Annotated in this window: 28 protein-coding genes; 18 read left to right on the forward strand and 10 right to left on the reverse strand. The window is 44.0% G+C overall.

The window, feature by feature from the left end; all coding sequences use genetic code 11:
• The first annotated feature begins 2 nt into the window (after positions 1 to 2).
• The 7 genes from MTR82_RS04070 (at position 3) to MTR82_RS04100 (ending at position 8093) form a co-directional block, all read left to right on the forward strand.
• Positions 3 to 905, forward strand: a complete 903-nt coding sequence (locus tag MTR82_RS04070; protein WP_246807875.1) for a PD-(D/E)XK motif protein — start codon at positions 3 to 5, stop codon at positions 903 to 905.
• A gap of 581 nt (positions 906 to 1486) precedes the next feature.
• Positions 1487 to 3217 carry an S-layer homology domain-containing protein gene (locus tag MTR82_RS04075; protein WP_246807876.1) on the forward strand — a complete coding sequence of 577 codons (1731 nt, stop codon included), beginning with the start codon at positions 1487 to 1489 and terminating at the stop codon, positions 3215 to 3217.
• Complete coding sequence (locus MTR82_RS04080; protein ID WP_246807877.1) at positions 3204 to 3452, forward strand: DUF3006 domain-containing protein; 249 nt, start codon at positions 3204 to 3206, stop codon at positions 3450 to 3452. The genes MTR82_RS04075 and MTR82_RS04080 overlap by 14 nt, the downstream gene beginning before the upstream one ends.
• Positions 3453 to 3559: 107 nt before the next feature.
• The gene (locus MTR82_RS04085; RefSeq protein ID WP_246807878.1) at positions 3560 to 3886 is read left to right on the forward strand and encodes a nucleoside triphosphate pyrophosphohydrolase; all 327 of its coding nucleotides are present in this window, start codon (positions 3560 to 3562) and stop codon (positions 3884 to 3886) included.
• Positions 3879 to 6308 carry a DEAD/DEAH box helicase family protein gene (locus tag MTR82_RS04090; RefSeq protein WP_246807879.1) on the forward strand — a complete coding sequence of 810 codons (2430 nt, stop codon included), beginning with the start codon at positions 3879 to 3881 and terminating at the stop codon, positions 6306 to 6308. The genes MTR82_RS04085 and MTR82_RS04090 overlap by 8 nt, the downstream gene beginning before the upstream one ends.
• 74 nt (positions 6309 to 6382) lie before the next feature.
• A complete protein-coding gene (locus tag MTR82_RS04095) occupies positions 6383 to 6832 on the forward strand; it encodes a methionine sulfoxide reductase (RefSeq protein ID WP_246807880.1) in 450 nt (149 codons plus the stop codon).
• Between the two features lie 283 nt (positions 6833 to 7115).
• Positions 7116 to 8093: a DNA/RNA non-specific endonuclease gene (locus tag MTR82_RS04100; protein WP_246807881.1), complete on the forward strand. Its 978-nt coding sequence runs from the start codon at positions 7116 to 7118 to the stop codon at positions 8091 to 8093.
• Between the two features lie 79 nt (positions 8094 to 8172).
• Here the strand turns inward: MTR82_RS04100 and MTR82_RS04105 are convergent, their stop codons facing one another.
• The 3 genes from MTR82_RS04105 to MTR82_RS04115 form a co-directional block, all read right to left on the reverse strand.
• Entirely contained in the window at positions 8173 to 9114 is a 942-nt protein-coding gene (locus MTR82_RS04105) for a Gfo/Idh/MocA family protein (RefSeq protein ID WP_246807883.1), read from the reverse strand.
• Between the two features lie 66 nt (positions 9115 to 9180).
• Positions 9181 to 9453: a CPCC family cysteine-rich protein gene (locus tag MTR82_RS04110; RefSeq protein ID WP_052650055.1), complete on the reverse strand. Its 273-nt coding sequence runs from the start codon at positions 9451 to 9453 to the stop codon at positions 9181 to 9183.
• Positions 9454 to 9552: 99 nt separating this feature from the next.
• Complete coding sequence (locus MTR82_RS04115; protein WP_246807884.1) at positions 9553 to 9780, reverse strand: hypothetical protein; 228 nt, start codon at positions 9778 to 9780, stop codon at positions 9553 to 9555.
• Positions 9781 to 9974: 194 nt separating this feature from the next.
• Between MTR82_RS04115 and MTR82_RS04120 the strand changes: the two genes are divergently transcribed.
• Both MTR82_RS04120 and MTR82_RS04125 read left to right on the forward strand, forming a co-directional pair.
• Positions 9975 to 10259 carry a hypothetical protein gene (locus MTR82_RS04120; RefSeq protein ID WP_246807886.1) on the forward strand — a complete coding sequence of 95 codons (285 nt, stop codon included), beginning with the start codon at positions 9975 to 9977 and terminating at the stop codon, positions 10257 to 10259.
• Between the two features lie 252 nt (positions 10260 to 10511).
• Positions 10512 to 11462 carry a ribose-phosphate diphosphokinase gene (locus MTR82_RS04125; RefSeq protein WP_246807888.1) on the forward strand — a complete coding sequence of 317 codons (951 nt, stop codon included), beginning with the start codon at positions 10512 to 10514 and terminating at the stop codon, positions 11460 to 11462.
• A 61-nt stretch (positions 11463 to 11523) separates the two neighbouring features.
• On the opposite strand, the gene MTR82_RS04130 is transcribed toward MTR82_RS04125, so the two are convergent.
• Positions 11524 to 12138, reverse strand: coding sequence for a hypothetical protein (locus MTR82_RS04130; RefSeq protein ID WP_246807890.1), 615 nt, complete (start codon positions 12136 to 12138; stop codon positions 11524 to 11526).
• A 655-nt stretch (positions 12139 to 12793) separates the two neighbouring features.
• On the opposite strand from MTR82_RS04130, the gene MTR82_RS04135 reads away from it, so the two are divergent.
• The 7 genes from MTR82_RS04135 to MTR82_RS04165 all read left to right on the forward strand — a co-directional run bounded on the left by MTR82_RS04135 (position 12794) and on the right by MTR82_RS04165 (position 19417).
• Positions 12794 to 13840: an SIS domain-containing protein gene (locus MTR82_RS04135; protein ID WP_246807892.1), complete on the forward strand. Its 1047-nt coding sequence runs from the start codon at positions 12794 to 12796 to the stop codon at positions 13838 to 13840.
• A gap of 37 nt (positions 13841 to 13877) precedes the next feature.
• On the forward strand, positions 13878 to 15149 hold the full coding sequence (locus tag MTR82_RS04140) for an ABC transporter substrate-binding protein (protein ID WP_246807894.1): 1272 nt from the start codon (positions 13878 to 13880) through the stop codon (positions 15147 to 15149).
• Positions 15150 to 15227: 78 nt separating this feature from the next.
• Complete coding sequence (locus MTR82_RS04145; protein ID WP_246808557.1) at positions 15228 to 16109, forward strand: carbohydrate ABC transporter permease; 882 nt, start codon at positions 15228 to 15230, stop codon at positions 16107 to 16109.
• A 94-nt stretch (positions 16110 to 16203) separates the two neighbouring features.
• Positions 16204 to 17037 carry a carbohydrate ABC transporter permease gene (locus MTR82_RS04150; protein WP_425023872.1) on the forward strand — a complete coding sequence of 278 codons (834 nt, stop codon included), beginning with the start codon at positions 16204 to 16206 and terminating at the stop codon, positions 17035 to 17037.
• Between the two features lie 15 nt (positions 17038 to 17052).
• Complete coding sequence (locus MTR82_RS04155; RefSeq protein WP_246807898.1) at positions 17053 to 17868, forward strand: PfkB family carbohydrate kinase; 816 nt, start codon at positions 17053 to 17055, stop codon at positions 17866 to 17868.
• A 78-nt stretch (positions 17869 to 17946) separates the two neighbouring features.
• A complete protein-coding gene (locus MTR82_RS04160; RefSeq protein WP_246807900.1) occupies positions 17947 to 18687 on the forward strand; it encodes a GntR family transcriptional regulator in 741 nt (246 codons plus the stop codon).
• A 58-nt stretch (positions 18688 to 18745) separates the two neighbouring features.
• The gene (locus MTR82_RS04165; protein WP_246807902.1) at positions 18746 to 19417 is read left to right on the forward strand and encodes an HAD family hydrolase; all 672 of its coding nucleotides are present in this window, start codon (positions 18746 to 18748) and stop codon (positions 19415 to 19417) included.
• 216 nt (positions 19418 to 19633) lie between these two features.
• Here the strand turns inward: MTR82_RS04165 and MTR82_RS04170 are convergent, their stop codons facing one another.
• On the reverse strand, positions 19634 to 20233 hold the full coding sequence (locus MTR82_RS04170; RefSeq protein ID WP_246807903.1) for a TetR/AcrR family transcriptional regulator: 600 nt from the start codon (positions 20231 to 20233) through the stop codon (positions 19634 to 19636).
• A gap of 146 nt (positions 20234 to 20379) precedes the next feature.
• On the opposite strand from MTR82_RS04170, the gene MTR82_RS04175 reads away from it, so the two are divergent.
• Positions 20380 to 21114, forward strand: a complete 735-nt coding sequence (locus MTR82_RS04175) for a glucose 1-dehydrogenase (RefSeq protein WP_246807904.1) — start codon at positions 20380 to 20382, stop codon at positions 21112 to 21114.
• Positions 21115 to 21163: 49 nt separating this feature from the next.
• Here the strand turns inward: MTR82_RS04175 and MTR82_RS04180 are convergent, their stop codons facing one another.
• Genes MTR82_RS04180 through MTR82_RS04195 form a run of 4 tightly spaced genes read right to left on the reverse strand, consistent with a single transcriptional unit; the run spans position 21164 to position 23852 of the window.
• Positions 21164 to 22210 (reverse strand): metal ABC transporter solute-binding protein, Zn/Mn family, encoded by a 1047-nt coding sequence (locus MTR82_RS04180; protein WP_246807905.1) that lies wholly within the window; start codon positions 22208 to 22210, stop codon positions 21164 to 21166.
• A gap of 40 nt (positions 22211 to 22250) precedes the next feature.
• The gene (gene rpsN / locus MTR82_RS04185) at positions 22251 to 22520 is read right to left on the reverse strand and encodes a 30S ribosomal protein S14 (RefSeq protein ID WP_052650077.1); all 270 of its coding nucleotides are present in this window, start codon (positions 22518 to 22520) and stop codon (positions 22251 to 22253) included.
• A 54-nt stretch (positions 22521 to 22574) separates the two neighbouring features.
• Positions 22575 to 22724 (reverse strand): 50S ribosomal protein L33, encoded by a 150-nt coding sequence (gene rpmG / locus MTR82_RS04190; protein ID WP_052650078.1) that lies wholly within the window; start codon positions 22722 to 22724, stop codon positions 22575 to 22577.
• 3 nt (positions 22725 to 22727) lie between these two features.
• Complete coding sequence (locus MTR82_RS04195; RefSeq protein WP_246807906.1) at positions 22728 to 23852, reverse strand: GTP-binding protein; 1125 nt, start codon at positions 23850 to 23852, stop codon at positions 22728 to 22730.
• Positions 23853 to 24034: 182 nt separating this feature from the next.
• Between MTR82_RS04195 and MTR82_RS04200 the strand changes: the two genes are divergently transcribed.
• Positions 24035 to 24391 (forward strand): DUF4181 domain-containing protein, encoded by a 357-nt coding sequence (locus tag MTR82_RS04200; RefSeq protein ID WP_246807907.1) that lies wholly within the window; start codon positions 24035 to 24037, stop codon positions 24389 to 24391.
• 28 nt (positions 24392 to 24419) lie between these two features.
• On the opposite strand, the gene MTR82_RS04205 is transcribed toward MTR82_RS04200, so the two are convergent.
• A complete protein-coding gene (locus MTR82_RS04205; protein WP_246807908.1) occupies positions 24420 to 24809 on the reverse strand; it encodes a hypothetical protein in 390 nt (129 codons plus the stop codon).
• Positions 24810 to 24812: the final 3 nt, after the last annotated feature.

Here is a 24812-nt window from a genome sequence, read left to right on the forward strand (position 1 = left end):
ATATGGATACAGTACAAAACATAAAGAACGGTTTCGCATACATTAGAACTTCGTCTAAACGGTTAATTACTTTAAAAGAAGAATATTATTGGATAGTTAAAATTGATGGAATGCAGGGAGTAGCTATCGATATTCCTAAAGATATAAATTTAAATGAACAGTTCGCTAGTATTTTTTATTATACAAAGGAATATTTAATTAATGGAGAAGAATATAACTTGTTGCTCCTGGTATCTAATAATTCGAATTTAAGCAGTGAGTTTGTATATATATGTGCTGCATTCTTAGAACAGGTGCTAGATGCAGAAATTTATGAAGAAATTCAGCGAGATCCTATATATTGGTGGCACGCAATGAAAGAATTAATGGGCAACGCTAATATAGAAAAAGCAGCATATAGTGTGTTAGCAGAAATGGTAAGTTACTATTATTTATTAAAATATAAAAAAGAAGTTTCCTGGGTGGGTCCTTTTGGAGGGTCAGTTGATTTTAATTGTGAGGATAGTAATTATGAAATAAAATCTACTGTTGCAAGATATGGTTCACAAATTACTGTAAACAGCCAATATCAACTTAAAGCAGATTATTTATTATTTTTCCGTTTTGAGCCTTCTATCAATGGGATTTCGATTCAATCAATGGCTGAGTTATTGATAAATGAAGGAGTAGAAGAATCAATAATTGAGAATGCCCTTCAAAAATTAAATTACCCTGTTGGAAGCGAAATTCGGAAAAAGTCATACGCCTTACTTGATGCAAAAAAATATACGATAGATGAAGATTTCCCTAAAATATTGCCTGAAAGTTTTAAAGATGAAAAATTGCCGAAGCATATCACAGGGCTTACTTATAAGTTAGAGCTAGAAGGACTTAGTGGAGAAAAAATCAATATTGAAGGTATTTAGTCAGATGATAAACAATTTAAACTCTAAACTAAATGACTATAAAAATGTAAGAATAGTAAACTAATAATCCATGTCTATACACAAAAAAGAGCCATATCGTAGTTGGCTCTTTTTTGTGTACAAGTTAAGACTCAATGAAGTTCACTCTTTTTCTTATATTCCCCGTTCATTAAAATTAATAAATCTATTGCCGACATGCCAGGAAGGTCATTAATAAATTTATTAGCACTATTGTAATTTGAAAAGGCGAAAGACTCGAGTTCAGTTTGTATACTCCATTCGTCTCTAATTTCAGTGATTAAATAGACTCGAATAATTGTTTTAGTAGATTTCTGAAAATAATCTTCACCAGTAATTAAGATTGCTAGATTGGAATGGTACGGGCTCAATAGAGTTACAAGGACGTTATGGTTCTCGACGATTTCTTTATTTAGATTCATTTTTTTTGATCCTTTCTTCTTTAAAAATAATAAAATTATTAATATATTTCCTGATTATCTCATTTCTATGGGAGATTTTGTTGATATCTTTAATTTTTGCATTTATGATGAAAATATTACACGCAAAATAAGGAGGAAAATATGAAAAAAATATTATTAATGCTTTTAATAGGCATCTGTTTTACTGGCTTAATATTTACTAGTCAGGCAGATGCAGCCACTTACAAAGACGTACCGACGTCTCACCGATTTTTTGATGATATTACTTACTTATTGGAAAAAGGAGTAGTAGGATCAAATTCTTCTTATGGAGTGAATAAACAAATTACTCGTGAAGAAGCTGCAGTAATGATCTCTAAAGCTCTTGGACTTAACGGCAAGCAAACTAATACACCATTTAAGGATGTACCATCTTCTTCACCCTGGTCAGGATATATTAATTCTGCCGTTAAAGCAGGCGTTATATCAGGTTATCCAGACGGGTCATACAAACCAAAAGCAGTTGTAGATCGTGGTCAAATGGCGATTTTTTTAGCCCGTGCTTTCAAACTTAGTACGGAGTCGTCCAAGACTTTTAAAGATATAAGCCCTTCTATGGCTTCCTATTCATATATTAAACGTATAGTACATGCGAATATAACAGTTGGTAATCTTGACGGAACTTACAAGCCATATGATGTAGTTACGAAAGGTCAACTTTCTGCATTTTTAGCTCGTGCTATGGTAATGAAAGAGACAGGTAACAAGGCTGCTAAAGTTCATTTTATTAATGTTGGACAAGGCGATTCTATTCTTATTCAATCTGGTAATGGGAAGAATATGTTGATAGATGGAGGAACTAAGGCGCAGGGAGATAAGGTCGTCTCTTTCTTAAAAGCTAAAGGAGTCACAAAACTTGATATTGTGGTGGCAACCCATCCAGATGCTGATCATATAGGCGGATTAATAAATGTTTTAAATAATTTTCCTGTAGCTAAGTTCGTAGATTCTGGGAAAACTCATACTACCGATACTTATCTAGAGATGCTTAAATTAATCGATTCTAAAAATATCCCATTTGAGGTTCCAACAAACGGTAAAAAAGTTAACTTTGATAGTGTAATGGATATTCAAGTATTGAATGTAGATTCTAAAGCGAGTGACAATAACGATGCTTCTATAGTTTTGAAAGCCAAATACGGTAAAATTAGTTTCCTTCTTACAGGAGATGCTGACACAGCGATCGAGAATGCCATAATGTCGAAATTTGACGTAAAATCTACGTACCTTAAGGCTGGTCATCATGGATCTAATACAAGTTCATCGGCAAACTTTATAAATGCGGTTCGACCAGCAGGTACTGTTCTTTCCTATGGGAAAGATAATTCTTATGGTCACCCCCATGATGAAGTAGTAACAAGATTAAATAATATTAAATCGAAGATTTATTCAACTGCTGTCTCAGGGGATATAACGGTGACAACAGATGGAAACTCACATAGCGTTAGTGCTAAGCCTTGGATTGTAAATTCAACTCCTGCGCCAACTAAACCAACTCCATCTCCAACTCCAAAGCCGCCGGTTACAGGGACTACAGGTGACTTAGATATTATTAGTAAAGATTTAAAAGCGGAAATAGTCACTATTAAAAATATGGGAAAAAAAGATATTGCGATGGAAGGATGGAAGTTGGTTTCTGTTCAAGGTAACCAGACTTTTATTTTCCCTAAATTCACTTTAAAAGCAGGGGCGTTAGTAAAAGTTACAAGTGGCCCTAATGCTATTAGCGGCAGTAATACACTTAAATGGACTACAGCTAATATATGGTTAAACAGTGGCGATGCTGCTAAACTATACGATTCTAAAGGAGCACTTATACATGAAGTCAAATAGGTATACTATAGACCGTTTTGATGGAGATTTTGCAGTTCTTCTTTCAAAGGAAGATGAAACACAGCAAAAATTAATTGAGCGTTCAAAAGTAGAAAACTATGCAAATGAAGGAGACATCATTGATGTTCAATGGAACTCAGATGGCTCTTTCAAGAAAGCTTCGGTGTTGAAATTAGAAACAGAACGGCGAAAATTAGAAGTAGAAAATTTAATTGAAAAGTTAAAACGTAAATGATTAAAAGCTATTCTAGAGATATTGCGCTCTAGAATAGCTTTTTGAATTAAACTAAATTATCTATATAATTAACTAAAGATATTATAAATATGAAATGAGGAATTTCCTTGCCAATCTATAACAAACTAGTCCGCGATTACATCCCGGAAGTCATACAGAAAACCAATAAAAAATTTTCAACGCGTATTTTGCCGGAAGAAGAATATGAAACAGAACTAAAAAAGAAATTGTCGGAAGAACTTAGAGAGTACGTAGAAGCAGAAAGCGATGAAGAAGCGGTCGAAGAGTTGGCTGATATTCTAGAATTACTACACTCTGCTGTAAAACTTCATGGTTCTTCTTTCGAAGAGCTGGAAGAAGTGCGCAAGAAAAAAGCAGAAAAGCGCGGAGGATTCGAGAAGCGTATTTTCCTTATCGAGGTTGAAGATGACTAAGCTGGAATTAGTCACGTCTCAATTGCTTTCTCATTTGGAAAGGTTATCTAAAGAGGCAGTCGAGATCAACTGGGTAACGGCATTTGCTATGAAATCAGGCGTTAAAAAAATCATTCCATTTTTGAAGCAAGCTGCTGACAGAGGAGTGCCGATTAAACTACTGGTAGGCGATTATTTATTCGTCACACAACCCGATGCGCTGCAAATGATTCTGGAAGAGTTGCCTTCAGCGGAAGTGCGTATTTGGAAGAGCGAGGGCACTTCTTTTCATCCGAAATCTTATTTATTTCGAGGGAGAGATGTGTCTCATTTAATCGTAGGTTCTTCCAATTTATCTGCTTCTGCGCTGACTACAGGAGTTGAGTGGAGCTTGATTGCGCCGACCTCTGTCGATGCAGAAGTATTTGAAGAGGCAACGACACAATTCCTTAAAAGTTTTTATGCAGATCAGACGATTCCTTTGAATCTGGAGACCCTTGATGAATACCGCTCTTTACATAAAAAAGCGAATTTAAAAAATCCAATCAGTCCCGTATGGTCGGAAGCGGAAGAAGTGGAAATGACGGTTGGATCAACTTTTCCGCAAGAACCAGAAATCGCAGAAAGTGCTGTTTCGTATGAAGTGGAAATTACGCCGAGACCTGCCCAACAGGAAGCGTTAGCGGCGTTGGAAAATGCTATGGCTGAAAACTATAGCCGGGCGATGGTTGTCCTTGCGACGGGGCTTGGCAAAACCTATTTAGCTGCATTTTTTGCAGAAAGATTTCAGCGGGTGTTATTTGTTGCGCACCGGGAAGAGATTTTGATTCAGGCGGAAGCGTCGTTTAAACATGTTCACCCAAACCGTTCAAGTGCTTTTTATAATGCTTCTGAGAAAAAAACAGAAGCCGATTTTATCTTTGCTTCAATTTATACTTTAGGCAGTGACTATCATTTGAATCGGTTCGAGAAGGATGCTTTCGATCTCATCGTTGTGGATGAATTTCATCATGCAGCAGCACCTACATACGAGCGATTATTAAACTATTTTGAACCTCAATTTTTATTGGGAATTACGGCAACACCTGACCGGATGGACAATAAAGATGTATATGCCTTATGTGACGGGAATGTTGCCATCTCGATTCATTTTCTAGACGCGATTGAGCGGAACTGGCTGGCGCCTTTCCAATACTACGGCGTCTATGATGATACGGATTATTCGGCAATTCCTTGGCGCGGTACTCGTTACGACGAAGAAGAACTCCTGCAAATTCAACTGCGCGAAGATTTTGCGGAAAAGATTTTTGAAGAATGGAACCGGTACAAGCAAACGAGAACGATTGGCTTCTGTTCTTCTGTCAAGCAAGCCGTATATATGAATCACTTTTTCCGACAGAAAGGCATCCGATCAATCGCGCTTCACGGTGAATCGCATCCAAGTGAAAGAAAATCTGCCCGAGCTAAATTGGAAACCGGAGAACTGGAAATGATTTTCACAGTGGATCTATTTAACGAAGGGGTAGACATTCCGAAAGTGGATACGCTGCTTTTTATCCGGCCGACCGAATCGTTGGCGGTTTATACGCAGCAAATCGGACGCGGCCTTCGAATTGCAGAAGGGAAATCGCATTGTGTCATCATCGATTTTATCGGGAATTACCGCAATGCAGATTTGAAGTTGGCTGTTTTTGACAAGCAAGAAAAGACTGTTGGCAATAAAGCCATCGAACCGCTTGTGCCAGCCGTATGTGAGTTCAATTTGGATCTACAAGTGATTAACCTTTTGGAAGAGATGCGAAAGAAGAGAGCTCCACGAAAAGAATCTGTTGTCATCGCTTATAACGAATTGAAGAAAGAACTGGGCAGACGCCCAACTTATTTAGAGTTCCATCTGCAGGCGAACATCGATTCCAAAATCGTGAAACAGGAATTCGGAAGTTATATCGGCCTGCTCGCCTATGCAGATGAATTGAATAAGGAAGAAAAAGAGTTATGGTTAAAGTTTAAGCATTGGTTTACTGAGCTGGAAAAGACAGGGATGACGAAGAGCTATAAAATGGTGATTTTGAGTTATATGTTGTCGAAAGAGCTAGAACATTGGCTGGATCCTGTAACACCAGAAGAAACAGCGCCGTTCTTTCATCACTATTTAACGGAAAAAGATTACCGGCTGAATACGGATTTTAATGATGTACAAGGAAAAAGATTGCGGCAGTACGATGAAAAGAAAGTCGCTAACCTTATCTCAACAATGCCGATGACAAAATGGAGCGGCAGTGCAGCAAATGGTTTAATAACGTTTTTAAATAATGAGTTTAAACTTCATTTAGACCCGGCGTCAGGTGAAAAAGAGCTCCTATATAACTGGACGAAAGAAATTACGGACTATCGTCTGCATTCTTATTTCGAAAGAAAAACCAGTCTTCTTCCGGTTAATTAACAAATAGGTATCTCTTAGAGCCAATCATCTCTATATATCGAGTAAAAGAAAGACAAACTTGAGGAGATGATCAAATGGCGCAGGAGATCTATGTGAAAAAGGTAGTAAACGAAAAGTACGGAGAACTTTATCAATTTTTAAAAGTAGATTTGGAAACAGGAAAAAAGGAAGTGGTGTTCCCTTTTGCAATGGCTCAATTCCCGGAGGTTGTTCCAGAAGAAGAACCCGAACTTCTGACCATCCAGTCCAAAAGGGGTGCGGACGCTGTTGGCTACTCCAAAGCTTCGAGCTTTGTCGTGAAACAAGGTTCGAAGTTTGCTGCATCTACTTCGCCAAAGTGTCCGAAGAAGTACATCAAACTGCGAGAAAAGTTGATATTGGATAAAAAACTTGTCCCTCTTCATAATCAATTGCTCGTCATGGAAGATATCGAATTTGATACGCCGATGGCTGCGATGGGAGCGGCAATTGGAGGTTGGGTAAGAGGGTCGCATGATTGGAAAGAAAAAAATAAGCGAAACTAATTGTAAAAACAATTCTTCAACACTTCATTTAATGGAGTTTCTGTTCATTCAGAAATTCAGTAAATGAGGTGTTTTTGTTTTGGCGAGTTGGATGGATTAAGCGTTCTTCGATCAGATACTGAATAGAGCTTGATATATTAATTATTAAAGTCAAATGTTTACAATTTAGCGTTTTTATTCACTATAAAATGCTATACTTAAATACGAATCTTTAACGATTTGAAACGAATGCATATTGCAGAAGCCAATAGTCAATGAAAAAACATTATAGGAGCGTCATGAAATGAAAAAGAATTATTTGATCTTACTTTTAATGGCAATCTTCCTGGTTGGGTGTACCGACATAGAAGATACATCGTCTGTTGAAGAAACAGACACAGACGTGAAGGAAGTAAGCACGGTTGAAGAAGAAAGCGACGAAGAAGCGACTCCTGAAGCAGTCGAAGAAGAACCAGTTGCGGAAGAAACTCCGACAGAAGAAAAAGCTGCAGCGTCCACGAATGACCTGTTCGCTGGCTACACATTAATCGAAGTGGACGGCGGCGATCTGTCCGGACAACGGGAAGCGAATGTCGTGGTCGACATTGGTTTCGGGGACCGGGAATATTGGGCATTCACCAATGAACACGGACAGCTTGTGCGCGTTGTGGCGAGTGAAATTATTCTGCAGGACGATAATACCGAGCCGGTAACGTCATCCGGCAGATATTACCCGGACGAAGCGAAAGTGCCGGGCGTCGAAAGTCCGACGCTGGACGAAGGGCACGTCATTGCGGATTCGCTTGGCGGCGTATCGAATGCCTACAACATCACGCCGCAGGAAAGCACATTGAACCGCTACGGTGACCAGGCTTATATGGAAGATGTCATCCGTAAAGCGGGCGGCGCCGTGGATTTTGAAGCGATCATCACCTATCTGGATACGGAAACGCAGATTCCTTCAAGTTACCAATACACGTATACAGTCAACGGCAACAAAGTCGTAGACAAATACGATAACGTGAACCCGGATGAAGTGAACAAATCCCTTGGCTTAACCGGCGGAGATGCTCCTGAATCTACGGAAGCTGAAACCGAAAGTGCGCCAGAAGCGCCGGCTCCAGCGGCCGGCGGCGACGTTTCAAGCGTTGACACAGACGGCAATGGCCAAGTGACGATCAAGGAAGCAAAAGCGGCAGGCTTCAGCATGCCGATCATGAGCGATCATTGGTTGTACCCGTATATGCGGGATAACGACAATGACGGCATGGTGGGAGAATAATAAATTAAATAAGAATAACGCAAAGAACCAGGCTGCCTTATAAGGCGCCTGGTTTTTTGATTGAACAAATTCTATTCGTTTACTCCATCAACAACCGCACCGTCTCCCGCGAAATCGCATGCGTATTAATCGGAGACTCAATTTCCCCATTCTCCGCGCAGCGGATAAATTCCGCGAGTTCATAGTACATCGTATCGAACTCATGCGGGACGGACAGGTCTTCGGTCCGGCCGTCGCGGTACTTCAAGGTGATGCGTTTCGGGTCGCTGATGCGGTCGATTTCGATCGTGCCGTCTTCGCCTTGGATTTCGCTCGGCAGCGCGGAATCGGAAATCTTCGAATAGGTGACGACCGCTTCTTTGTCGCCGTAGTTCAGGATCATGCTGCCTTGGCCGTCGGCGCCAGTCGACAATCGGTAATCATTGCGGAGGAACGACTCCGGTGCGCCGGCCAGGTGGACGACGGGTGCGATGCCGTAGACGCCAAGGTCCATGCGGGCGCCGTTGCCGAGTTCCGGCTTGAAGGGATTTTCGATGATGCCTTCTTTGTAATTGTCGTAGCGCGACGAATACTGGTTGTAATGGAAGAAGAAGCGGCGGACCGGTCCGATTTTATGGAGATGCTCTTTCATGTTCAGGAACGACGGCGTCACGGTCGACTTCATCGCTTCCATGAACGTCGTCCCGTATTTTTGTGACGCTTCGATGATGCGGCCCATTTCTTCGACCGTCGTCACAGCCGGCTTCTCGCACAGGACGTGGATGCCATGCTCAATCGCCAGGATGCTTTGTTCGGCGTGCAGCGAATTGGGCGACGCGATATAGACCGCTTCGATGCCGCCGCTTGAAAACATTTCAGCCAAATCCGTGTAGACCGAATCGACGCCGTATTTTTCCGCGAACGCGCGCCCTGTTTCTTCCTTGCGGGAATAGACGGCGCCAAGCGTAAAGCCGGGGTGCTGAGATGCGGCTTTCAGGAAGCGGTCTGTGATCCAGTTCGTGCCGATGATGCCAAATTTCATAGATCCTCCTCCTCAAGTGGCTAATGGGTTTGATTCTCTCTTCTATTTTAACTTATATGGTATGGCTTATTCTTTTTTCACTACTGTCCAATGAGGGTCTTTTACATCCTTTTCATTGGGTTTCCGGACAGATTCGATCGAAGCTCTATCGCACGCACCGAATGCCGCATAGTTTCGCTGCGCTTGCCTAAGCGAAACGCCATTCGCTCCACCTTCATAATCCGGATCAGCAAATTGGACGGAATCATCCTCCCAGTAGCAAATTCCGCATATCTCATACGTTCCCGGCGGTTCTTCATCCAATGTGTTGTATCCGCAGCACAGGCAAGTGTATTTCATTTTTTCACCTTCTGCCGTTTTTCTTTATTAAACCACTGCAGCATCCATTTCTTCTATAACTAAACATAAGGTTTTCACAGCTTTTGCTCGTTTAAAGGTTTATTCTGTTTTTATTTTAGAGTGTAAGCGGGAAATCAGTAAATGAAGGCCGCTGAAAATAAGGGCCATCGCTGTGATTTTCACGATAGACATTTGCTCAATAGGGGGAGTATGTGTCGACCGGTTCGAAGAAAAGATCGACCACCAAACCACTTCTGAAAAATTGGCTGTAGAAAATAAGAACCATGCTATATAAAACAGCAGTACGGTTAGCCAGTAGAATTTCATAAAAACAGCCCCTTTCTAACTTAGACGGACATGGCGCTGGAATGTTACAGCGAGAAAACGATAGGTCGATAGAGAAGTAAGAAGTGAGGGGGTTAGCCTTTTTTGTGGGAACTTCTGTAAAAGTTTGGCGTTATAAATAATAATAAAAGTGATTATGGAATATATGAGCAAAAGAAAACAATGGAGGAATGTCAATGTGGTTCGTATTAGGGATTATCGCTATAGCCGCAACTTTTTTAAATCTATACCTGTATGCCATAGGCAAAGAGTATAAGCTGGCGATGGCAATGGGGTTGTCCTTCACTGCACTGACTGTTGTGGCAGATTACACGATGGTGTCCGATTGGGTAAAAGCGGAAGATTGGTCTGCTTTACTTGACGCAGTGCCTATGATGGCGATGGCTCTATGGGTCTTGACACTACTGTCAATACTGATAAATACAACACCTATCCTCTTAGAGATGAAAAACAAGAAGTAATTCCTTGCTGCAACAATGTTTATTTCACTTTTTTCTATCATAAAAGTTGAACGAATAACTTCTCCTGTGGATATTTCATCACTCTACAATTAATGTAGTTCCGTTTATGCAGATTTATCGAAAGAACTTTTATCCATTGGCTATTCCTCCCGCAAAAAGGTATCATAAAAGCAACAGATAGCGGCTGTGCGGCAAGGGGTGCCGGCCGGCCCATCATTTGATCAACCGATTTTTGCGGAGGAGGAGCACGACATGCCTTATCAATTAAGAAAGAACTTTAAATTATTCACCTTGAATTCAAATCCCGAGTTGACTCAGGAGATTGCCGACTTGCTTGGCTGCGAAATGGGCAAGAGCTCGATCAACCGTTTCAGCGACGGGGAAGTGCAAATCCATTTGGAGGAAAGCGTGCGCGGGGCGGAAGTCTTCATCGTTCAGTCGACTTCACAGCCGGGCTATGAACATACGATGGAGCTCTTGATCATGATCGATGCGTTGAAGCGGGCTTCCGCCGAGACGATCAACGTGGTCATTCCGTATTACGGCTATGCGCGCCAGGACCGGAAAGCGAGTTCGCGCGAGCCGATCACGGCGAAATTAGTGGCGAATATGCTAGAGACGGCCGGTGCGACCCGCATCATCACGATGGACCTCCATGCACCGCAGATCCAAGGCTTCTTCGATATGCCGGTCGATCAGCTGCTGGGTGAAACGGTCATCGCTGAACATTTCCTGAACAAAGGGCTGGAAAATGCGATTGTCGTAGCTCCGGACAACGGCGGGCTCAGCCGTGCACGGAAACTGGCGAACGACCTTGATGTGCCGATCGGCTTTATCGACAAACGCCGTCCGCAGCCAGGCGAGCCGGAAATCGTCAACATCGTCGGCGATATCCTAGGCAAGAACGCTATCATCATCGTCGACATCGTCGATACGGCAGAAACGATTTCCAAAGCGGCCAAAGTGCTGGTGGAAAACGGGGCAAAAGGCGTCTATGCTTGCTGTACGCACGGTGTATTGTCCGACAGTGCCGTCCAAAAAATCGAAGATTCCGCAGTGACGGAACTGGTCGTTACCAATACGATCTACGTTCCGGAAGAAAAGCGCACACCGAAAATCACCATCCTGTCCGTTGCGCCATTGCTTGCAGAAGCGATCGAGCATGTCCACAACGAAAAACCGGTCACGCCTTTATTCGAATAAATTCAATGAAAAAGCACGCCGATTCAATGGGTCATCGAGACCTTTTGAATCGGCGTGCTTTTTAGTTTTTGGGTAATTTGTTTTTGTTCAGCCACATGACGAGCACGGGACCGAGAATCGGAATCCAGGCAAGCGCTTTTCGCGTTGCGTGCGGAAAAAAGCGGTAAACGGCATAGACGGATAAGCCCCATAAGACGAACCAGTCGACGGTCATGACCGACACAAGGCCGGAATCGAAAAATGCTTCCCGGTATGACGCCAGTGAAAATCCTTGCAGCAGCGTCAGCAGATTGCCCGCCCACATGAGCATGAGGACAATCAGCCAGAAGCGGGAGGACAGGAAACGTACGAGCCAACGAGGCGTCCGGTTTTTTGTCCGCGACTTCGAGTGCTTGTCGCCGAATGCAAAATACGGCAGCAGCGAGAAAGCGCCGGTACCGAGCGACAAAAGGGCAAATGGCCAAGCGGGCCACCTGCCGCGGTCGTGCAGCAAAAGAATCGTCAAAAACACGAGAGGAAACAGGCCGAGCGAATTGAAGACCGCAAAAACAAGCGGATCGATCTCGCCCCATTCGCCGCTTAAGATTCTTGAGAATACCGGATCCGGGCTTTCGCCTTCGGGAGCCAAAAATGCGGCGTAGGCAATCAGGAGAAGCCAAATCAACAGGAAAATCACGACATCACCTCTTTTTTTCCATCATACAGGAAGAGCTGAGAGGAGTGAATTTATTCGCTGCTGTTTTGTGGATAAAGAAAGGAGGCTTCCTGAAAACTATCCACATGTAGATAAACTGGAGAAATCGTTTTTATAACCTCAAAAGACTACAATTTCGAATGCGGTGTTCTTTAAGTAAATAAGGTCTACGCTTCGCTTGCTTTATCCAATCTTCCGTAAAATTCTCTATACCAAACGCCATGTCGAGTGTTTGTCGAACTTCATGGATGGAAGAGGGCGGCTCACATCAAAAAAATTTCCCCGGATCTCCAAATTGAAGTCTTGGACGAACACTGAGCACTTTTATGCCCCGTTATCCCGTGCTTTTATACTTATACTGAGAGAGGCCGAGTATTCCAGCAAATGTTAAAAAAGTGGGAACAGGCTGAATCGCTCTTTTTCCATAACCAATACCTCTTTAGGCATCTGGGTTTTATTTTGGGAACTTTGGGAGCAGATAGCATAAGGAGTTTTTAAGGCTTTAGAAGATTTCTGAAAACGTATCAAAAAAATAAATAAATTAAATTATCAAACTATATTTACTATTTAAAACATTATATATATAATACTTATTAATATAACGTCATATGACGTTATAAATTTTGGGGGTGTTGAAATGAAACAGGATCAAGGTACATTAATCGAAGAAACAGCAGGCGGAATCATCAATGAAATACAAGGAACGGCCATGAAGCCGGGGCACGCGGAGCAGATTGCCAACGTCGTGGAAGCGGTAAAGGCTCGCGATATCAAGAATGTCTACTTCGTAGCGTGCGGCGGTTCAATGGCTTCACTGTCTTTCGGGGAATACTTCATCAGCAAGGAAACAGAAGTTCCAAGCTTCGTTTACACAGCTAATGAATTTATCCATCGCAATCCGAAAGGCGTCGGCGAAAATACGCTGGTAATCTTGCGCTCCCATTCAGGCACAACGCCAGAAACAGTGGAGGCGGCAAGTTTCGCCCGTGAAAAAGGCGCCTTGACGGTGTCGATTTCAATGGAAGAGGAATCACCGCTGTGCCAAGCCGCTGAACATATCGTCCATTACAACTATAAAGACGGTTCGGATGCCATCGACGGCGAAGTCGGCATTTTCTATACACTGGTCTTCGAAGTGCTGAACGTATTGGCGCCGAACGAAAAATACAAGCGGGTGGTCAGCCAGCTGCCGAAAATCGGTGACCTGATCCAGAAAAATACGGAACAGTTGGCGGATGCTGCGAATGAATTCGGCAAAAAGAACAAGCGCGAAAAAATCATTTACACGATGGCAAGCGGCGCTTACATCCACCATGCCTACTCATTCACAAGCTGTTTGTTGATGGAGATGCTGTGGATCCACTCAAACGCCATCCATTCGGGAGAATTCTTCCATGGACCATTTGAAATCACCGACTACGATGTACCGTTCCTGGTGGTGAAAGGCGAAGGAGCAAGCCGGCCGCTTGATGAGCGTGCACTGGACTTTGTACAGAAGTTCAGCGATAAAGTGGAAGTGGTCGATATCGAAACCTTGAATTATGATGGAATTGATGAAGACTTGAAAGAATACTTCGGCCCGGCACTGACAGGATCGGTTCTTCGCCTGTATGCAGACGCACTGGCTGAACACACCGGCCACCCATTGTCCGTCAGAAGATACATGTGGAAAATGGATTACTGATAATACAAAGCGGGGTTCATAAGAAAGGGGATACGAAATGAAGAAAACACTGTTCTTTTCGATTTTGCTGCTTCTGTTGACGACGTTTTTAGCTGCCTGTAACTCAGATGAAGAAAACAGTGCCAGCGCAGATGGAAAAGTTGAAATCGACTTTTTCCACAGATGGCCGAATGAACCAAGAAAATCCTTCTATGATGAAAAAATCAAAGAATACATGGAGCAGAATCCCGATGTCCACATCAACGTGGATTCTGTACTGAATGATTCTTACAAAGAAAAAATCCGTGTCCTTGTATCAAGTGATGACCTGCCGGATATCTTCGCTGCCTGGTCGGATTCATTCGCTGAAAATCTGGTTTCTTCCGAGCGCATCATGCCCCTGAATGATGTCATCAAAGAAGATGAGGAATGGTCATCGAAAATCATCGATTCCCAGTTCAGCGGTTTCACCTTCGATGATACGACTTACGGCATTCCGTTTACGGTGGACGGAAAAGCTTTCTTCTATAACAAAGCGATCTTCGAGGAAAATAATATCGAAGTGCCGAAAACCTATGACGAGCTGATTGCGGCACTTGATCAGCTGCAGGATGCAGGCTACAGCGAACCTTTGGTTGAAGGTTTGACGAACACATGGGCAATCTCACATTATCTCGGCACTATTTTCGAACGCGTAGTGGATCCGGCTGTATTGGATAAGGACTATAATGCGGAAACGGCTGAATTCACGGACGAGGGCTATATCGAGGGACTCGAAATCTTCGAGGAACTGACCAGCTATATGGGCGATGTCTCCACGGCGATTGACCACGAAGCGGCGCGCAATATGTTCGCTGCTGGCGAAGTTCCTGTTTTGTATATGCAGTTCGCGGAAATCAAAATGGTCGAGGAAGCGGGAGATGTGGAATTCGGATTCTTTGATTTCCCGGAAGTTGAAGGGGCGAAAGGCGATCCGACAGCGCTTACCGGCGCACCTGAAGGTTGGATGGTCAGCAAAAACGCACCGAAAGAAACAATCGACTTCCTGAAATTCCTGACTTCGGAAGAAACAGCTGCTGAATTCACGAAAACAGACGGCCAGCTGAATGCCATTGAAGGTGCGGTCACGGAAGAAAACGTCAATCCGGCAAGTCTCGAGGCATATGAATTGATCTCCAATGCGACTTCGACAGCGCCTTGGTTCGACAATGCAGTCAACATCAATGTAGCAGACGTCTTTATGCGCGGCGGACAAAGCTTGGCCACTGAGCAGACAACCCCTGAGGACATCTTAAAAGAAGCGCAGCAAGAAGCACAAAATCAGAAATAGCAACAGTGCAAAACTGGATAAGTCCTAATGTTCACTTGAATGTTAGGACTTATTAAAATGAAAGAAGGTGCAGGTATGATCGCTAAAAGAAACCGGATTGTCCCAATCTTATTCCTATTGCCCAGCCTCTTATTTTTAGGCATCTTCATCTATATGCCACTCGTTCAAAACTTCTATAACAGTTTCTTTAACTTTAGCGTGTTTTCTCCGACAAAAGAGTTTATCGGCTTTTCTGCTTTTGAACAGTTATTTTCAGATAAGATCGTCATGACGGCTTTGATTAACAATATCAAATATGCGGTCATCTCCGTGGTTTTCCAGGTAGCTTTCGCGCTGGTTCTTGCAACAATTCTCGAGGACAAGCTGTTCCGCCGGATTGCACCGCTGCTGCGGGTTGTCTATTTCATACCGGTGATGATTTCGATTTCAGTTATCGCTTTGCTTTTTGGTTTCATCTACAATCCTCAAATGGGACTTTTAAACAGTTTTTTGGAGCTGATTGGCTTGGGAAATCTGGCTGTGCCTTGGCTGGGGAACGCGACAACTTCGATTTACGCGGTCATTGCGATGTCGCAATGGCAGAGCATCGGCTTTATCACGATGCTATTTATCGTAGCAATCCAGAAAATCCCCAAAGAACTGTACGAGGCGGCTGAAATAGATGGTGCAGGAAAGATCCGGCAATTTTTCAATATTACGGTTCCACAGGTAAAAGAAACGCTTTTCGTCAATATGCTCATCACCATTACGGGAGCCATGCTCGTATTCAATGAACCGTATATCCTGACCAACGGCGGTCCGGGCACAAGCTCGATGACCTTATCGGTTTATATGTACCAGCAAGGGTTCTTCAAAGACAATATGGGCTATGCATCGGCTGTCGCCACGCTGATCTTCATCGTGACTGCGATTTTCGCCCTGGTCCAAATCAAGGTTTCGGGAACCGGAAAGGATGAGTAGGATGACAAAAACAAATGAAAATATCAAAGTTGATATGTTGGCGCCGGAACAGCAGGCCAAGAAGGAACGGCCCGCTAAAAAGGCCAAAACGGCGATGAAAACCAACCTGCAAGGCAAAGTGACAAAAAACATGATTCTTCTGGGCCTCTTGCTATTTGCCTTTGTCATCCTGTATCCTCTTTTCTGGATGGTGGTTTCTTCTTTAAAAAGTTATGATGAAATTTACAGCAATGTATGGGGCTTGCCGTCCGTCTGGCATTTTGAAAACTACGCCACTGCCTGGTCGATGGGAATTTCCGGCTACTTTTTCAATAGCCTGTTCGTGACTGTCACAACGATTGTCCTGGTTGTCATGATCGGTTCGATGGCAGCGTTTACATTATCCCGCTATAAATCGAGATGGATTGATGTAGCGCTGATTTTCACCATCGGCGGCATTATGATGAATCCTCAGGTCGCACTGATTCCGCTGTTTGAACTGTTGACTTGGCTGGATTTGATCAACACGCATTGGGCGTTGATTTTGACTTACGTGGCGTACCGGCTGCCGCTGACAATCATCTTGATCCGCGCGTTCTTCCTGAGCATCCCAAAAGAGCTGGAAGAATCGGCGATCATCGATGGCTGCAGCGAGTTCGGCATCTATGCCCGTATTTACCTGCCGCTGTCGATCCCGATTATCGTGACGACAATCGTCTTGACGGCATACTTTGCTTGGAATGAATTTATGTTTGCGACTGTGTTTATTGATTCGGATGTACTGAAGACGATTCCGTCAGGCCTGATGAATTTCAGGGATTCGCTCAGAACCGATTGGGGCGTCTTGCTTGCAGGAATGGTGATTGCGACAATCCCGATGGTAGTCCTGCTGGTGTTCCTGCAGCGGTATTTGGTCAGAGGGTTGTCGGAAGGATCGGTGAAAGGATAAGAGGAGGAATTGGGGATGAAACTGATTGCGGTTGGAGATAATGTGGTGGATTGCTATTTGGACCAGAAGAAATATTATCCGGGAGGAAATTGTGTCAACGTTGCCGTCAATGCCCGAAAAAATGGAGCGGAAGATGCGGCCTACATCGGCATATTTGCAACCGATGATAAAGCAGCGCACATTAAACATGCATTGAAGGAAGAAGGAATTGATTTCACTTTATCCCGCACCGCGGAAGGCATCAGCGGCCAGCCGGGAGTTGCGCTGACGGACGACGGCGACCGAGTATTTGTGAGCGGGGCGAAAGATACGGTTCAGCGCAGGCTCAAACTGCAGCTGATCGACGAAGACCTGGATTTCATCAAAGGGTTCGATGTATGCCACGTCAGCTGCTATTCTTCCATGGAAAGTGAATTGGCGAAGCTCGCGGAAGTGATCGACATCTCCTATGATTTCTCCAATCATCTGGAGCTGGACTATATCGAAAAAGTGGCTCCCCATATCAAATATGCTTTTTTCTCAGCGGCGGATCTGCCGGAAGAGGAACTGAACTGGTTCATTGAAAGGCTAAAAGGCTTTGGTTTTAAAGCGGCAGCCCTGACGAGAGGCAGTGAGCCTGCCTTGTTTATCTATCAGGATAAAATTTATGAACAGCAACTGACGAAGATTCCGGTTATTGATACGATGGGAGCCGGCGATAGTTTAATCGGCGGGTTTTTGGTGAATTATATAAACGGAGCAAACATGAACGAGGCAATTGAAAAAGCCACGAAGTCCGCAGCAGCGACGTGCGGAGTTTACGGCGGTTTCGGCTATCCGAAGGAATTCTAAAAATTTGTTTTAGAAATGCTCCTCATGTACAGTGAAATGACAGAAAGATCAAAATTTAAGTATAGGGGAGTCTGTATAATGAACCGAGACAGCATAAACTTGGATAGTCCTATATTGTTATATGAACAGATAAAGGCCGGCATCAAGGAATTGATCAAAACCGGTAATTTGAAAGCCGGAGACAAAATTCCGAACGAATCGGAGCTGTGTAAACTCTTCGATGTCAGCCGGATCACCATTCGCAGGGCCATCAAGGAACTGGGGGAAGAAGGCGTCATCGAAGTCATCCGCGGCAAAGGGACATTCGTCCGGGCGTCCAAAAAGGACCTCCACTTATTAAACCTGAAAGGTTTCACGGAAGGTTTGTCAACGGAAGAAAACAACATTGTAAAAGAGATCCTGCACAAGGAAATCATCAGCGACGATGCGGATATCTCGAAAGTCTTTTCGCATGAACACACCGAATTTGTAGAGCTGGTGCGTCTTGTTAAAGATGCAGAAGGGGCGTTCAGTGTCGATTATGCCTATTTGCCGCTGGATGTATACCCAGGTATTTATGATCTGCTCGATGACAGCGTCTCCACATTTAAGCTGATCCGAGAAAAGTTCAAAGTGCCTTTCACGAAAGTGAAAAAAGAAATTGAGTATGTCCACCCGTCATCGGAGCTCTGCAAACAGTTAGGAATCAATAAAACCTCGACCGTCATCCTGGTCAAGAAAATCATTTACGGACCGAACGGGGCGCCTGTCCATTACTCTAAATACTATATGGTCGGCGACCGGGTGAAATTCTACATTGAAGCGGATTATACCGAGTAGCAAAGTGCCTCTATCAGGTGCTTTCAATCAATTCTTGAAGTTGAAAGGAAGTGGCATCATGATCAAAGGAATTATTTTCGATTTTGACGGACTGATTCTCGACACCGAGACGCACCATTACCGTATTCTGCAGGATTTGTTTGCTGAGTATGACAGCGAACTGCCGATTGAACGCTGGCAGCAGGAGATTGGTACCCAGTCCGGATTTTCTCCATTTCACTATCTGGAAGAGCTGATTGAGCAGGAAATCGAGCACAAGCAGCTGCGGCAGCAAGTGAAAGAAAAGTTCCATGCCAAACTGGCCGAGGAAAAAGCACGGGATGGAGTGGAGGATTACCTGAAAGCAGCACGAGAATTGGATTTGAAAGTCGGACTCGCTTCCAGTTCGGATTATGAATGGGTTTCCAAGTATCTGAAAAACCTCGGGCTGTTCGGTTATTTCGAATGCATCAAAACATCTGATGATGTCGAAAAAGTAAAACCCGACCCGTCATTATATGTAAAAGCTGCCCATTGTCTTGGATTGGAGCCGGAGGAATGTGTGGCATTCGAAGATTCGGCGAATGGTGCGCTTGCTGCGAAAAAAGCCGGTATGGGCTGCGTCATTGTGCCGAATGAAGTGACTCAGACAATGGATTTCTGCGCAGTTGAACACCGATTATCTTCGATGGCTGATATGCCGCTTGGGGAACTGCTCAACTACTTGGAGCGCCTTAAAGTTTCAAAATAGAAATCCGGAGTACCAGGCTGCGGGTTTTGTACATAAGTTGTAGATGAAGAAAGGCAATGCTAAAAAACTTACTCACATGTGGATAAATCATAATGGGTGAAAAACATCAAAGTTACCCCCGTTTCTGCACGGATTTAACCACATATCCAAGATCCTCCGAGAAATTGGAGGGTTTTTGTTTTTGATTAATTTCTATTAGAATAAGCCGGGATTTTTTCACTTTATTTCATCATTTAGAACAATGCTGCCTTCGTAAATTTTCCCGTGCAGATCCGCGATTTTCTTCGCCATTGTTTCCGGCGAATCCTGGAAATCCTGTTTGCTCCAATAGATGAAAAAGCCGAGCATTCCATATGTGAGGTAGTAATTCAGTTCCGGAATCTCCATCTGCAGTTCGTTTTCGCCTTCGAGTGCCAGTTCCGTAGCGGATACCCGCACCAGGCTTTCGCAAAATTGGTTCTGCGATCCCGGAAGCACTTCGCCTTTGATGATGAGCGAAAAAATCGGCTGATTCTGGTAGATGTATTCAAAAATCGGCTGATGCCGCTGGACGTCTTTCGAAGAGAAACGGTCCAAGTGTTTAAAGCTTTGGCGGAAATACGTGATAAGCCCCTGTAGGTAGTCATCGAAAATCGCTGCCAACAGTTCATTTAAATCTTTATAATGCGCATAGAAAGTCACGCGGTTGCATTTTGCTTTTTTAGTGACTTCCGTAATGGATAGTTCGCGAAGTTCTTTATCATCCAATAAGGCGAGCAGAGCGTCTTTCAAGTTTTTCTGGGTCCGCAATACACGCCGGTCTTCAGTGGCTGCCACGGCAAGCCCTCCTCATCGTGTCGAGAATTTGAACGACAATGGTGAATTTATTATGACATAAATCCCTATATATGGACAAATGGAATATTTATCTGTAAATTTACAAGTGTAGTATAAAATAAATTATCAAGTTGGAGGAATCTTATATGGCTCGATTAGAAGGCAAAGTTGCCATTATCACAGGTGCTGCTCAAGGGATGGGCGCATCTCACGCAAAAAGATTCATCGAAGAAGGCGCAAAAGTGGTCTTAACGGATTTGAACGAAGAAAAAGGCCAGGCGTTTGCCGCTGAACTTGGCGAAAATGCGTTATTCATCAAACAGAACGTAACGAGTGAAGAGGGCTGGACAGCAGTCGTGGCAGAAGCTGAAAAAGCATTCGGACCGGTCAATGTCCTGGTAAACAATGCCGGCATCACGATGGCCAAACCGATTTTGCAGACAACGGTTGAAGAATATCGCCGCATTGTGGAAATCAACCAAGTTTCTGTATTTCTTGGCATGAAAGCGGTTATCCCGTCCATGCAAAAAGCGGGAGGCGGTTCAATCGTCAACATTTCATCGATGAACGGACTTGTAGCTGGTGCGATCGGCTATACGGACACGAAATTTGCGGTGCGCGGCATGACGAAAGCGGCTGCAATCGAATGTGCAAACTACGGCATCCGCGTCAACTCGGTTCACCCAGGCGTCATTGCGACTCCGATGGTCGTCCAGGAAGATACAAAAGCGGCAGTAGAAGAGTTTGCAAAAACGATTCCGCTTAAACGCATGGCGCAATCAGAAGAAGTATCGAATATGGTATTGTTCCTTGCATCAGATGAAGCAAGCTACTCGACCGGCTCTGAATTCGTCATTGATGGCGGATTAACGGCTCAATAAAAACAGATGAAAACCCAACCGTTACGTAGCGGTTGGGTTTTCTTATGGACTAATTTAAAATCTTCTCCAGCGTCTTGCGGTTTTCTTCCATCAAGGTGAAATACGTTTCGCCATTTGTGATGTCTTCTTCGGTTAACACACCCAAATTATGAAGCTGGACGGCTTCTGCCCCGATTTCCTTCTGGATAACTTCCGTCAATTTAGAGGAGACGTTTTGTTCAAAAGCGACATAGCGGATGTCCAGCTCTTTCGCCTGGTCGACAATCTGAGTCAGTTCTTTTTGCGAGGGCTCATCCTGGCTGTTCAAGCCGGCGACCGCTACTTGCTCAAGCCCGTAAGTATCCGCAATATAGCCGAAAGCAGCATGCGACACAAAGAATGTTTTGTTGGCAGCGGCATCCGCTGTTTCCTGGAAGGACTGATCAAGTTCTTTTAACTCTTCGATTAATGCTTCGTAATTCGCTTCGTATGTTTTGGCATTTTCGTTGTCTTGTTCAACCAATTCGTTCTTGATCGATTCCGCCAATTGTTGGCTCAACACCGGTGAAATCCAAACATGGGGATCGACTGAACCGTGGCTATGGCCGTGGCCATGATCATGATCATGGCTGTGTTCTTCAGTAGCTTCGTGATCATGATTGTGCTCTTCGTCCCCGTGTTCATGGTTATGCTCATCTTCTGCTTCGTGGTCATGGGAATGGCCTTCGCCAAGTTCCTCTTCTGGAATCGTTGCTGCAGTCGCGACAAATTCCACATTTTCGTTTTTCAATGTTGTCTGTGCTTTATCGATAAAGCCTTCCAGCCCCATCCCGATATAGAACACAAGATCCGCTTCTGCAAGTGAAATCATGTCTTGCTGCGTCGGCTCGTAAGTATGCTCGTTTGAACCGGCAGGGTAGATGGGTTCGACTTCGACCAGATCGCCGCCGATCCGTTCAGTGAAATAAGTAAGGGGATAAACGGTCGTGTAAACCGATAATTTATCGTCTTTAGCAGTATCGGCTCCGTTAGCTGCATCTGTAGAGGAATCGTTTGTTGAACCGCATGCACCAAGGAACAGCGCAAGCAGCAGGACTAGGAATAATAATTTCTTCATTGGTCACCTCGTTGAAATTTTTTGTGTAGTTTCTCGTTGTTTACCAGCTGGCTTTTTTGACGCCAGGAATCTGCCCTTTATGCGCGAGTTCCCGGAATGCGATTCGGGACATGCCGAATTTCCGCATATAGCCGCGTGGCCTTCCGGTTAATGCGCAGCGATTGTTCAAGCGGGTAGGTGAAGCATCTTTTGGAAGGGTCGACAATGCCGCGTAGTCGCCTTGCTCTTTTAAGGCTTTGCGTTTTTCAGCAAAACGGGCAGCGGTTTCGCGCTGTTTTCGGTCTTTCGCGATCTTGGATTTTTTTGCCATGGGTTTATCTCCTTTAGTAGTAATCATTACGATTTGAAAATAACTAAAAAATTTTTATTTGGTTTCGCGGTGCAAGGTCACTTTTCGAAGGCGGGGGCAATATTTCTTTAATTCGATGCGTTCCGGATTGGTGCGTTTGTTTTTTGTCGTACTGTAATTGCGGTCACCGGTTTCGGTGCAGGCTAATGTAATATTCACTCTCATCGTTCACTCCTCCTTTAAGGTTTGAAATGTTGGCAATGGGTCATAAAAGCTATTCCAGTCCTGCAGCATTTCATCTTCGGCAAGCAGGCATTGGCTGAGTGAGTCGGTCAGTTCTTGTTGATTCATGCTGATGCCGATCAGTACAAGTTCGGTCATTTTCACTCCATAATCGAGATCCCAGGCACCGGCGTATTCGATGCTGAGTGAAGGGCCGGCTTGTGAAAGCAAGACGGCTGCATCGTCACGGGAGGCAATCCATAGAAACCCCTTGGCGCGGACGACTTCCACCGGCCATTCCAGCATCCAGGCCATGAGGCGCTCGGGATGGAACGGCTTCTGGCTGCGGTACACAAACGAAGTGATGCCGTATTCTTCTGTTTCAGGAATGTGTTCGCCGTTAAGTTCTTTCAGCCAACCGGCGCTGTGGCTGGATTTTTCAAAATCGAATAGCTTCTTATTCAGCACCCGGTCCAACGGGACAGTTGAAAATGCGGTCTCGATCACTTCTGCATCTGGGTTCAAGCTGCGGATGACTTGTTTCAGTTCCAGCGTTTTTACGGGCGAAAGCAAATCGGTTTTATTCAATAAAATCACATTGGCGAACTCGATCTGATCGATCAGCAGATCTGCAATTTCCCGCTCATCTTCGTCTGTCGTCTGCTGTTTGCGGTCAAGCAAAGTGTCGCCGGAAGCGAAATCTTTCCAGAAAGCATTGCCGTCCACCACGGTCACCATTGTATCAAGGCGGCAAAGTTCTAGGAGGCGTGAATTTAGGCTTTCATCCAAGTATGTAAAGGTCTGGGCAACGGGGATGGGTTCGCTGATGCCGGAAGATTCAATGACGATGTAATCGATATCGCCTGACTCCACCAGTTTTTCAACTTCCAGGACAAGATCTTCGCGGAGCGTGCAGCAAATGCAGCCATTCTGAAGCTCCACCAGTTTTTCCTCGGTTTTGACAAAGCCGCCTTGCTTAATGAGGGACGCATCGATGTTCACTTCGCTCATATCGTTGACTACTACCGCAACTTTCAATCCTTCACGGTTTTGCAGAATATGGTTCAGCAAAGTGGTCTTGCCGGATCCGAGGTAGCCGCTGAGCACTGTAATCGGTATTTGGGCTGGCATGCGAAAATTCCTCCTTCAAAAACTAAATAGTAATCATTACGTTTTAAAGTATAGAGAAGATGAAAATAAAACACAAGCGGTTTTTAAAAAATTTTATTCTTAGTCATAATTTGGAACTTTTCTCCAACTACTACATAAAGAAGGTAGAAGAAAAAGAAATTGGGAGAAAGGGGGCGGCATTCATGGAAACGGTTCTCTTGTTTCTTGGTTTAATGGTGGTATTTTTCGGAGCCGAGTATTTAATGCGGAAACTCTTGAAAGTCGAGAAAGTCGATCTTTCGGAAACGCCTGGCGGAAAGATCAGCAACTGGGGAAGGGGAATTATTTTAGGGGTTGCTCTTATAGCCATCTTCTTATTTCTAGACGATTTTGATGATGCGATTTTATGGTTCTGGATTTTTTATTTCCTGGCTTTGGGTATACTCGAAGCGTTCTTGGAATGGAGATACTTTCCGGATTCCAAGTCGTATCTTGTATCGCTGCTGCAAATCCCTTTCGTTATTGGGTTCCTGCTCATCGCTATTTACCTGCTTAGTTAGCAAAAGCCTTCCGCTAAGGAAGGCTTTTTTAGTTGTATTCAGATTTTAGGATGAGGGAGGTTCCGGGAATTTGAGGAGGGTCGGATAAATTTACACCACCAGACCAATAAATGCGGATTCGGTCGCCGGATTGATAGCTCGATTTGAGCTTTTGGTTGATCCACGGAATCGAATAATAAGCGTTTAAAGTACCGTCTTCGCTTTCTTTCTGTTCAATTAACTGAAGGATTTCTTGCCGTGTTTTACCCTTCGTCTCCTCTTTCGTAAGTATAATCACATAAATCTGTTGATCGTTGCTTCGGGTTTCATCTGAATTTACGACATAGCCGACATCAACATTTTGACTCATCCGCCAAAAGACAATAGCCAAAACAATTACAACAACAATAACTATAGGAACCAGAATTCTTTTTCTCATCAT

It is taken from the genome of Planococcus ruber, from assembly GCF_022819085.1.
In the GTDB taxonomy this organism is placed as follows: domain Bacteria; phylum Bacillota; class Bacilli; order Bacillales_A; family Planococcaceae; genus Planococcus; species Planococcus ruber.

Excerpts from the sequence above, each read along its gene's own strand:
- MTR82_RS04120 (WP_246807886.1), top strand. The coding sequence starts at position 9,975 with ATGTGGTTCGTATTAGGGATTATCGCTATAGCCGCAACTTTTTTAAAT.
- MTR82_RS04110 (WP_052650055.1), bottom strand. The coding sequence starts at position 9,453 with ATGAAATACACTTGCCTGTGCTGCGGATACAACACATTGGATGAAGAA.
- rpsN (WP_052650077.1), bottom strand. The coding sequence starts at position 22,520 with ATGGCAAAAAAATCCAAGATCGCGAAAGACCGAAAACAGCGCGAAACC.
- MTR82_RS04160 (WP_246807900.1), top strand. The coding sequence starts at position 17,947 with ATGAACCGAGACAGCATAAACTTGGATAGTCCTATATTGTTATATGAA.
- MTR82_RS04180 (WP_246807905.1), bottom strand. The coding sequence starts at position 22,210 with ATGAAGAAATTATTATTCCTAGTCCTGCTGCTTGCGCTGTTCCTTGGT.
- MTR82_RS04070 (WP_246807875.1), top strand. The coding sequence starts at position 3 with ATGGATACAGTACAAAACATAAAGAACGGTTTCGCATACATTAGAACT.
- MTR82_RS04080 (WP_246807877.1), top strand. The coding sequence starts at position 3,204 with ATGAAGTCAAATAGGTATACTATAGACCGTTTTGATGGAGATTTTGCA.
- MTR82_RS04205 (WP_246807908.1), bottom strand. The coding sequence starts at position 24,809 with ATGAGAAAAAGAATTCTGGTTCCTATAGTTATTGTTGTTGTAATTGTT.
- MTR82_RS04135 (WP_246807892.1), top strand. The coding sequence starts at position 12,794 with ATGAAACAGGATCAAGGTACATTAATCGAAGAAACAGCAGGCGGAATC.
- MTR82_RS04200 (WP_246807907.1), top strand. The coding sequence starts at position 24,035 with ATGGAAACGGTTCTCTTGTTTCTTGGTTTAATGGTGGTATTTTTCGGA.
- MTR82_RS04175 (WP_246807904.1), top strand. The coding sequence starts at position 20,380 with ATGGCTCGATTAGAAGGCAAAGTTGCCATTATCACAGGTGCTGCTCAA.
- MTR82_RS04075 (WP_246807876.1), top strand. The coding sequence starts at position 1,487 with ATGAAAAAAATATTATTAATGCTTTTAATAGGCATCTGTTTTACTGGC.
- MTR82_RS04105 (WP_246807883.1), bottom strand. The coding sequence starts at position 9,114 with ATGAAATTTGGCATCATCGGCACGAACTGGATCACAGACCGCTTCCTG.
- rpmG (WP_052650078.1), bottom strand. The coding sequence starts at position 22,724 with ATGAGAGTGAATATTACATTAGCCTGCACCGAAACCGGTGACCGCAAT.
- MTR82_RS04125 (WP_246807888.1), top strand. The coding sequence starts at position 10,512 with ATGCCTTATCAATTAAGAAAGAACTTTAAATTATTCACCTTGAATTCA.
- MTR82_RS04090 (WP_246807879.1), top strand. The coding sequence starts at position 3,879 with ATGACTAAGCTGGAATTAGTCACGTCTCAATTGCTTTCTCATTTGGAA.
- MTR82_RS04100 (WP_246807881.1), top strand. The coding sequence starts at position 7,116 with ATGAAAAAGAATTATTTGATCTTACTTTTAATGGCAATCTTCCTGGTT.
- MTR82_RS04140 (WP_246807894.1), top strand. The coding sequence starts at position 13,878 with ATGAAGAAAACACTGTTCTTTTCGATTTTGCTGCTTCTGTTGACGACG.
- MTR82_RS04155 (WP_246807898.1), top strand. The coding sequence starts at position 17,053 with ATGAAACTGATTGCGGTTGGAGATAATGTGGTGGATTGCTATTTGGAC.
- MTR82_RS04195 (WP_246807906.1), bottom strand. The coding sequence starts at position 23,852 with ATGCCAGCCCAAATACCGATTACAGTGCTCAGCGGCTACCTCGGATCC.
- MTR82_RS04115 (WP_246807884.1), bottom strand. The coding sequence starts at position 9,780 with ATGAAATTCTACTGGCTAACCGTACTGCTGTTTTATATAGCATGGTTC.
- MTR82_RS04150 (WP_425023872.1), top strand. The coding sequence starts at position 16,204 with ATGAAAACCAACCTGCAAGGCAAAGTGACAAAAAACATGATTCTTCTG.
- MTR82_RS04095 (WP_246807880.1), top strand. The coding sequence starts at position 6,383 with ATGGCGCAGGAGATCTATGTGAAAAAGGTAGTAAACGAAAAGTACGGA.
- MTR82_RS04165 (WP_246807902.1), top strand. The coding sequence starts at position 18,746 with ATGATCAAAGGAATTATTTTCGATTTTGACGGACTGATTCTCGACACC.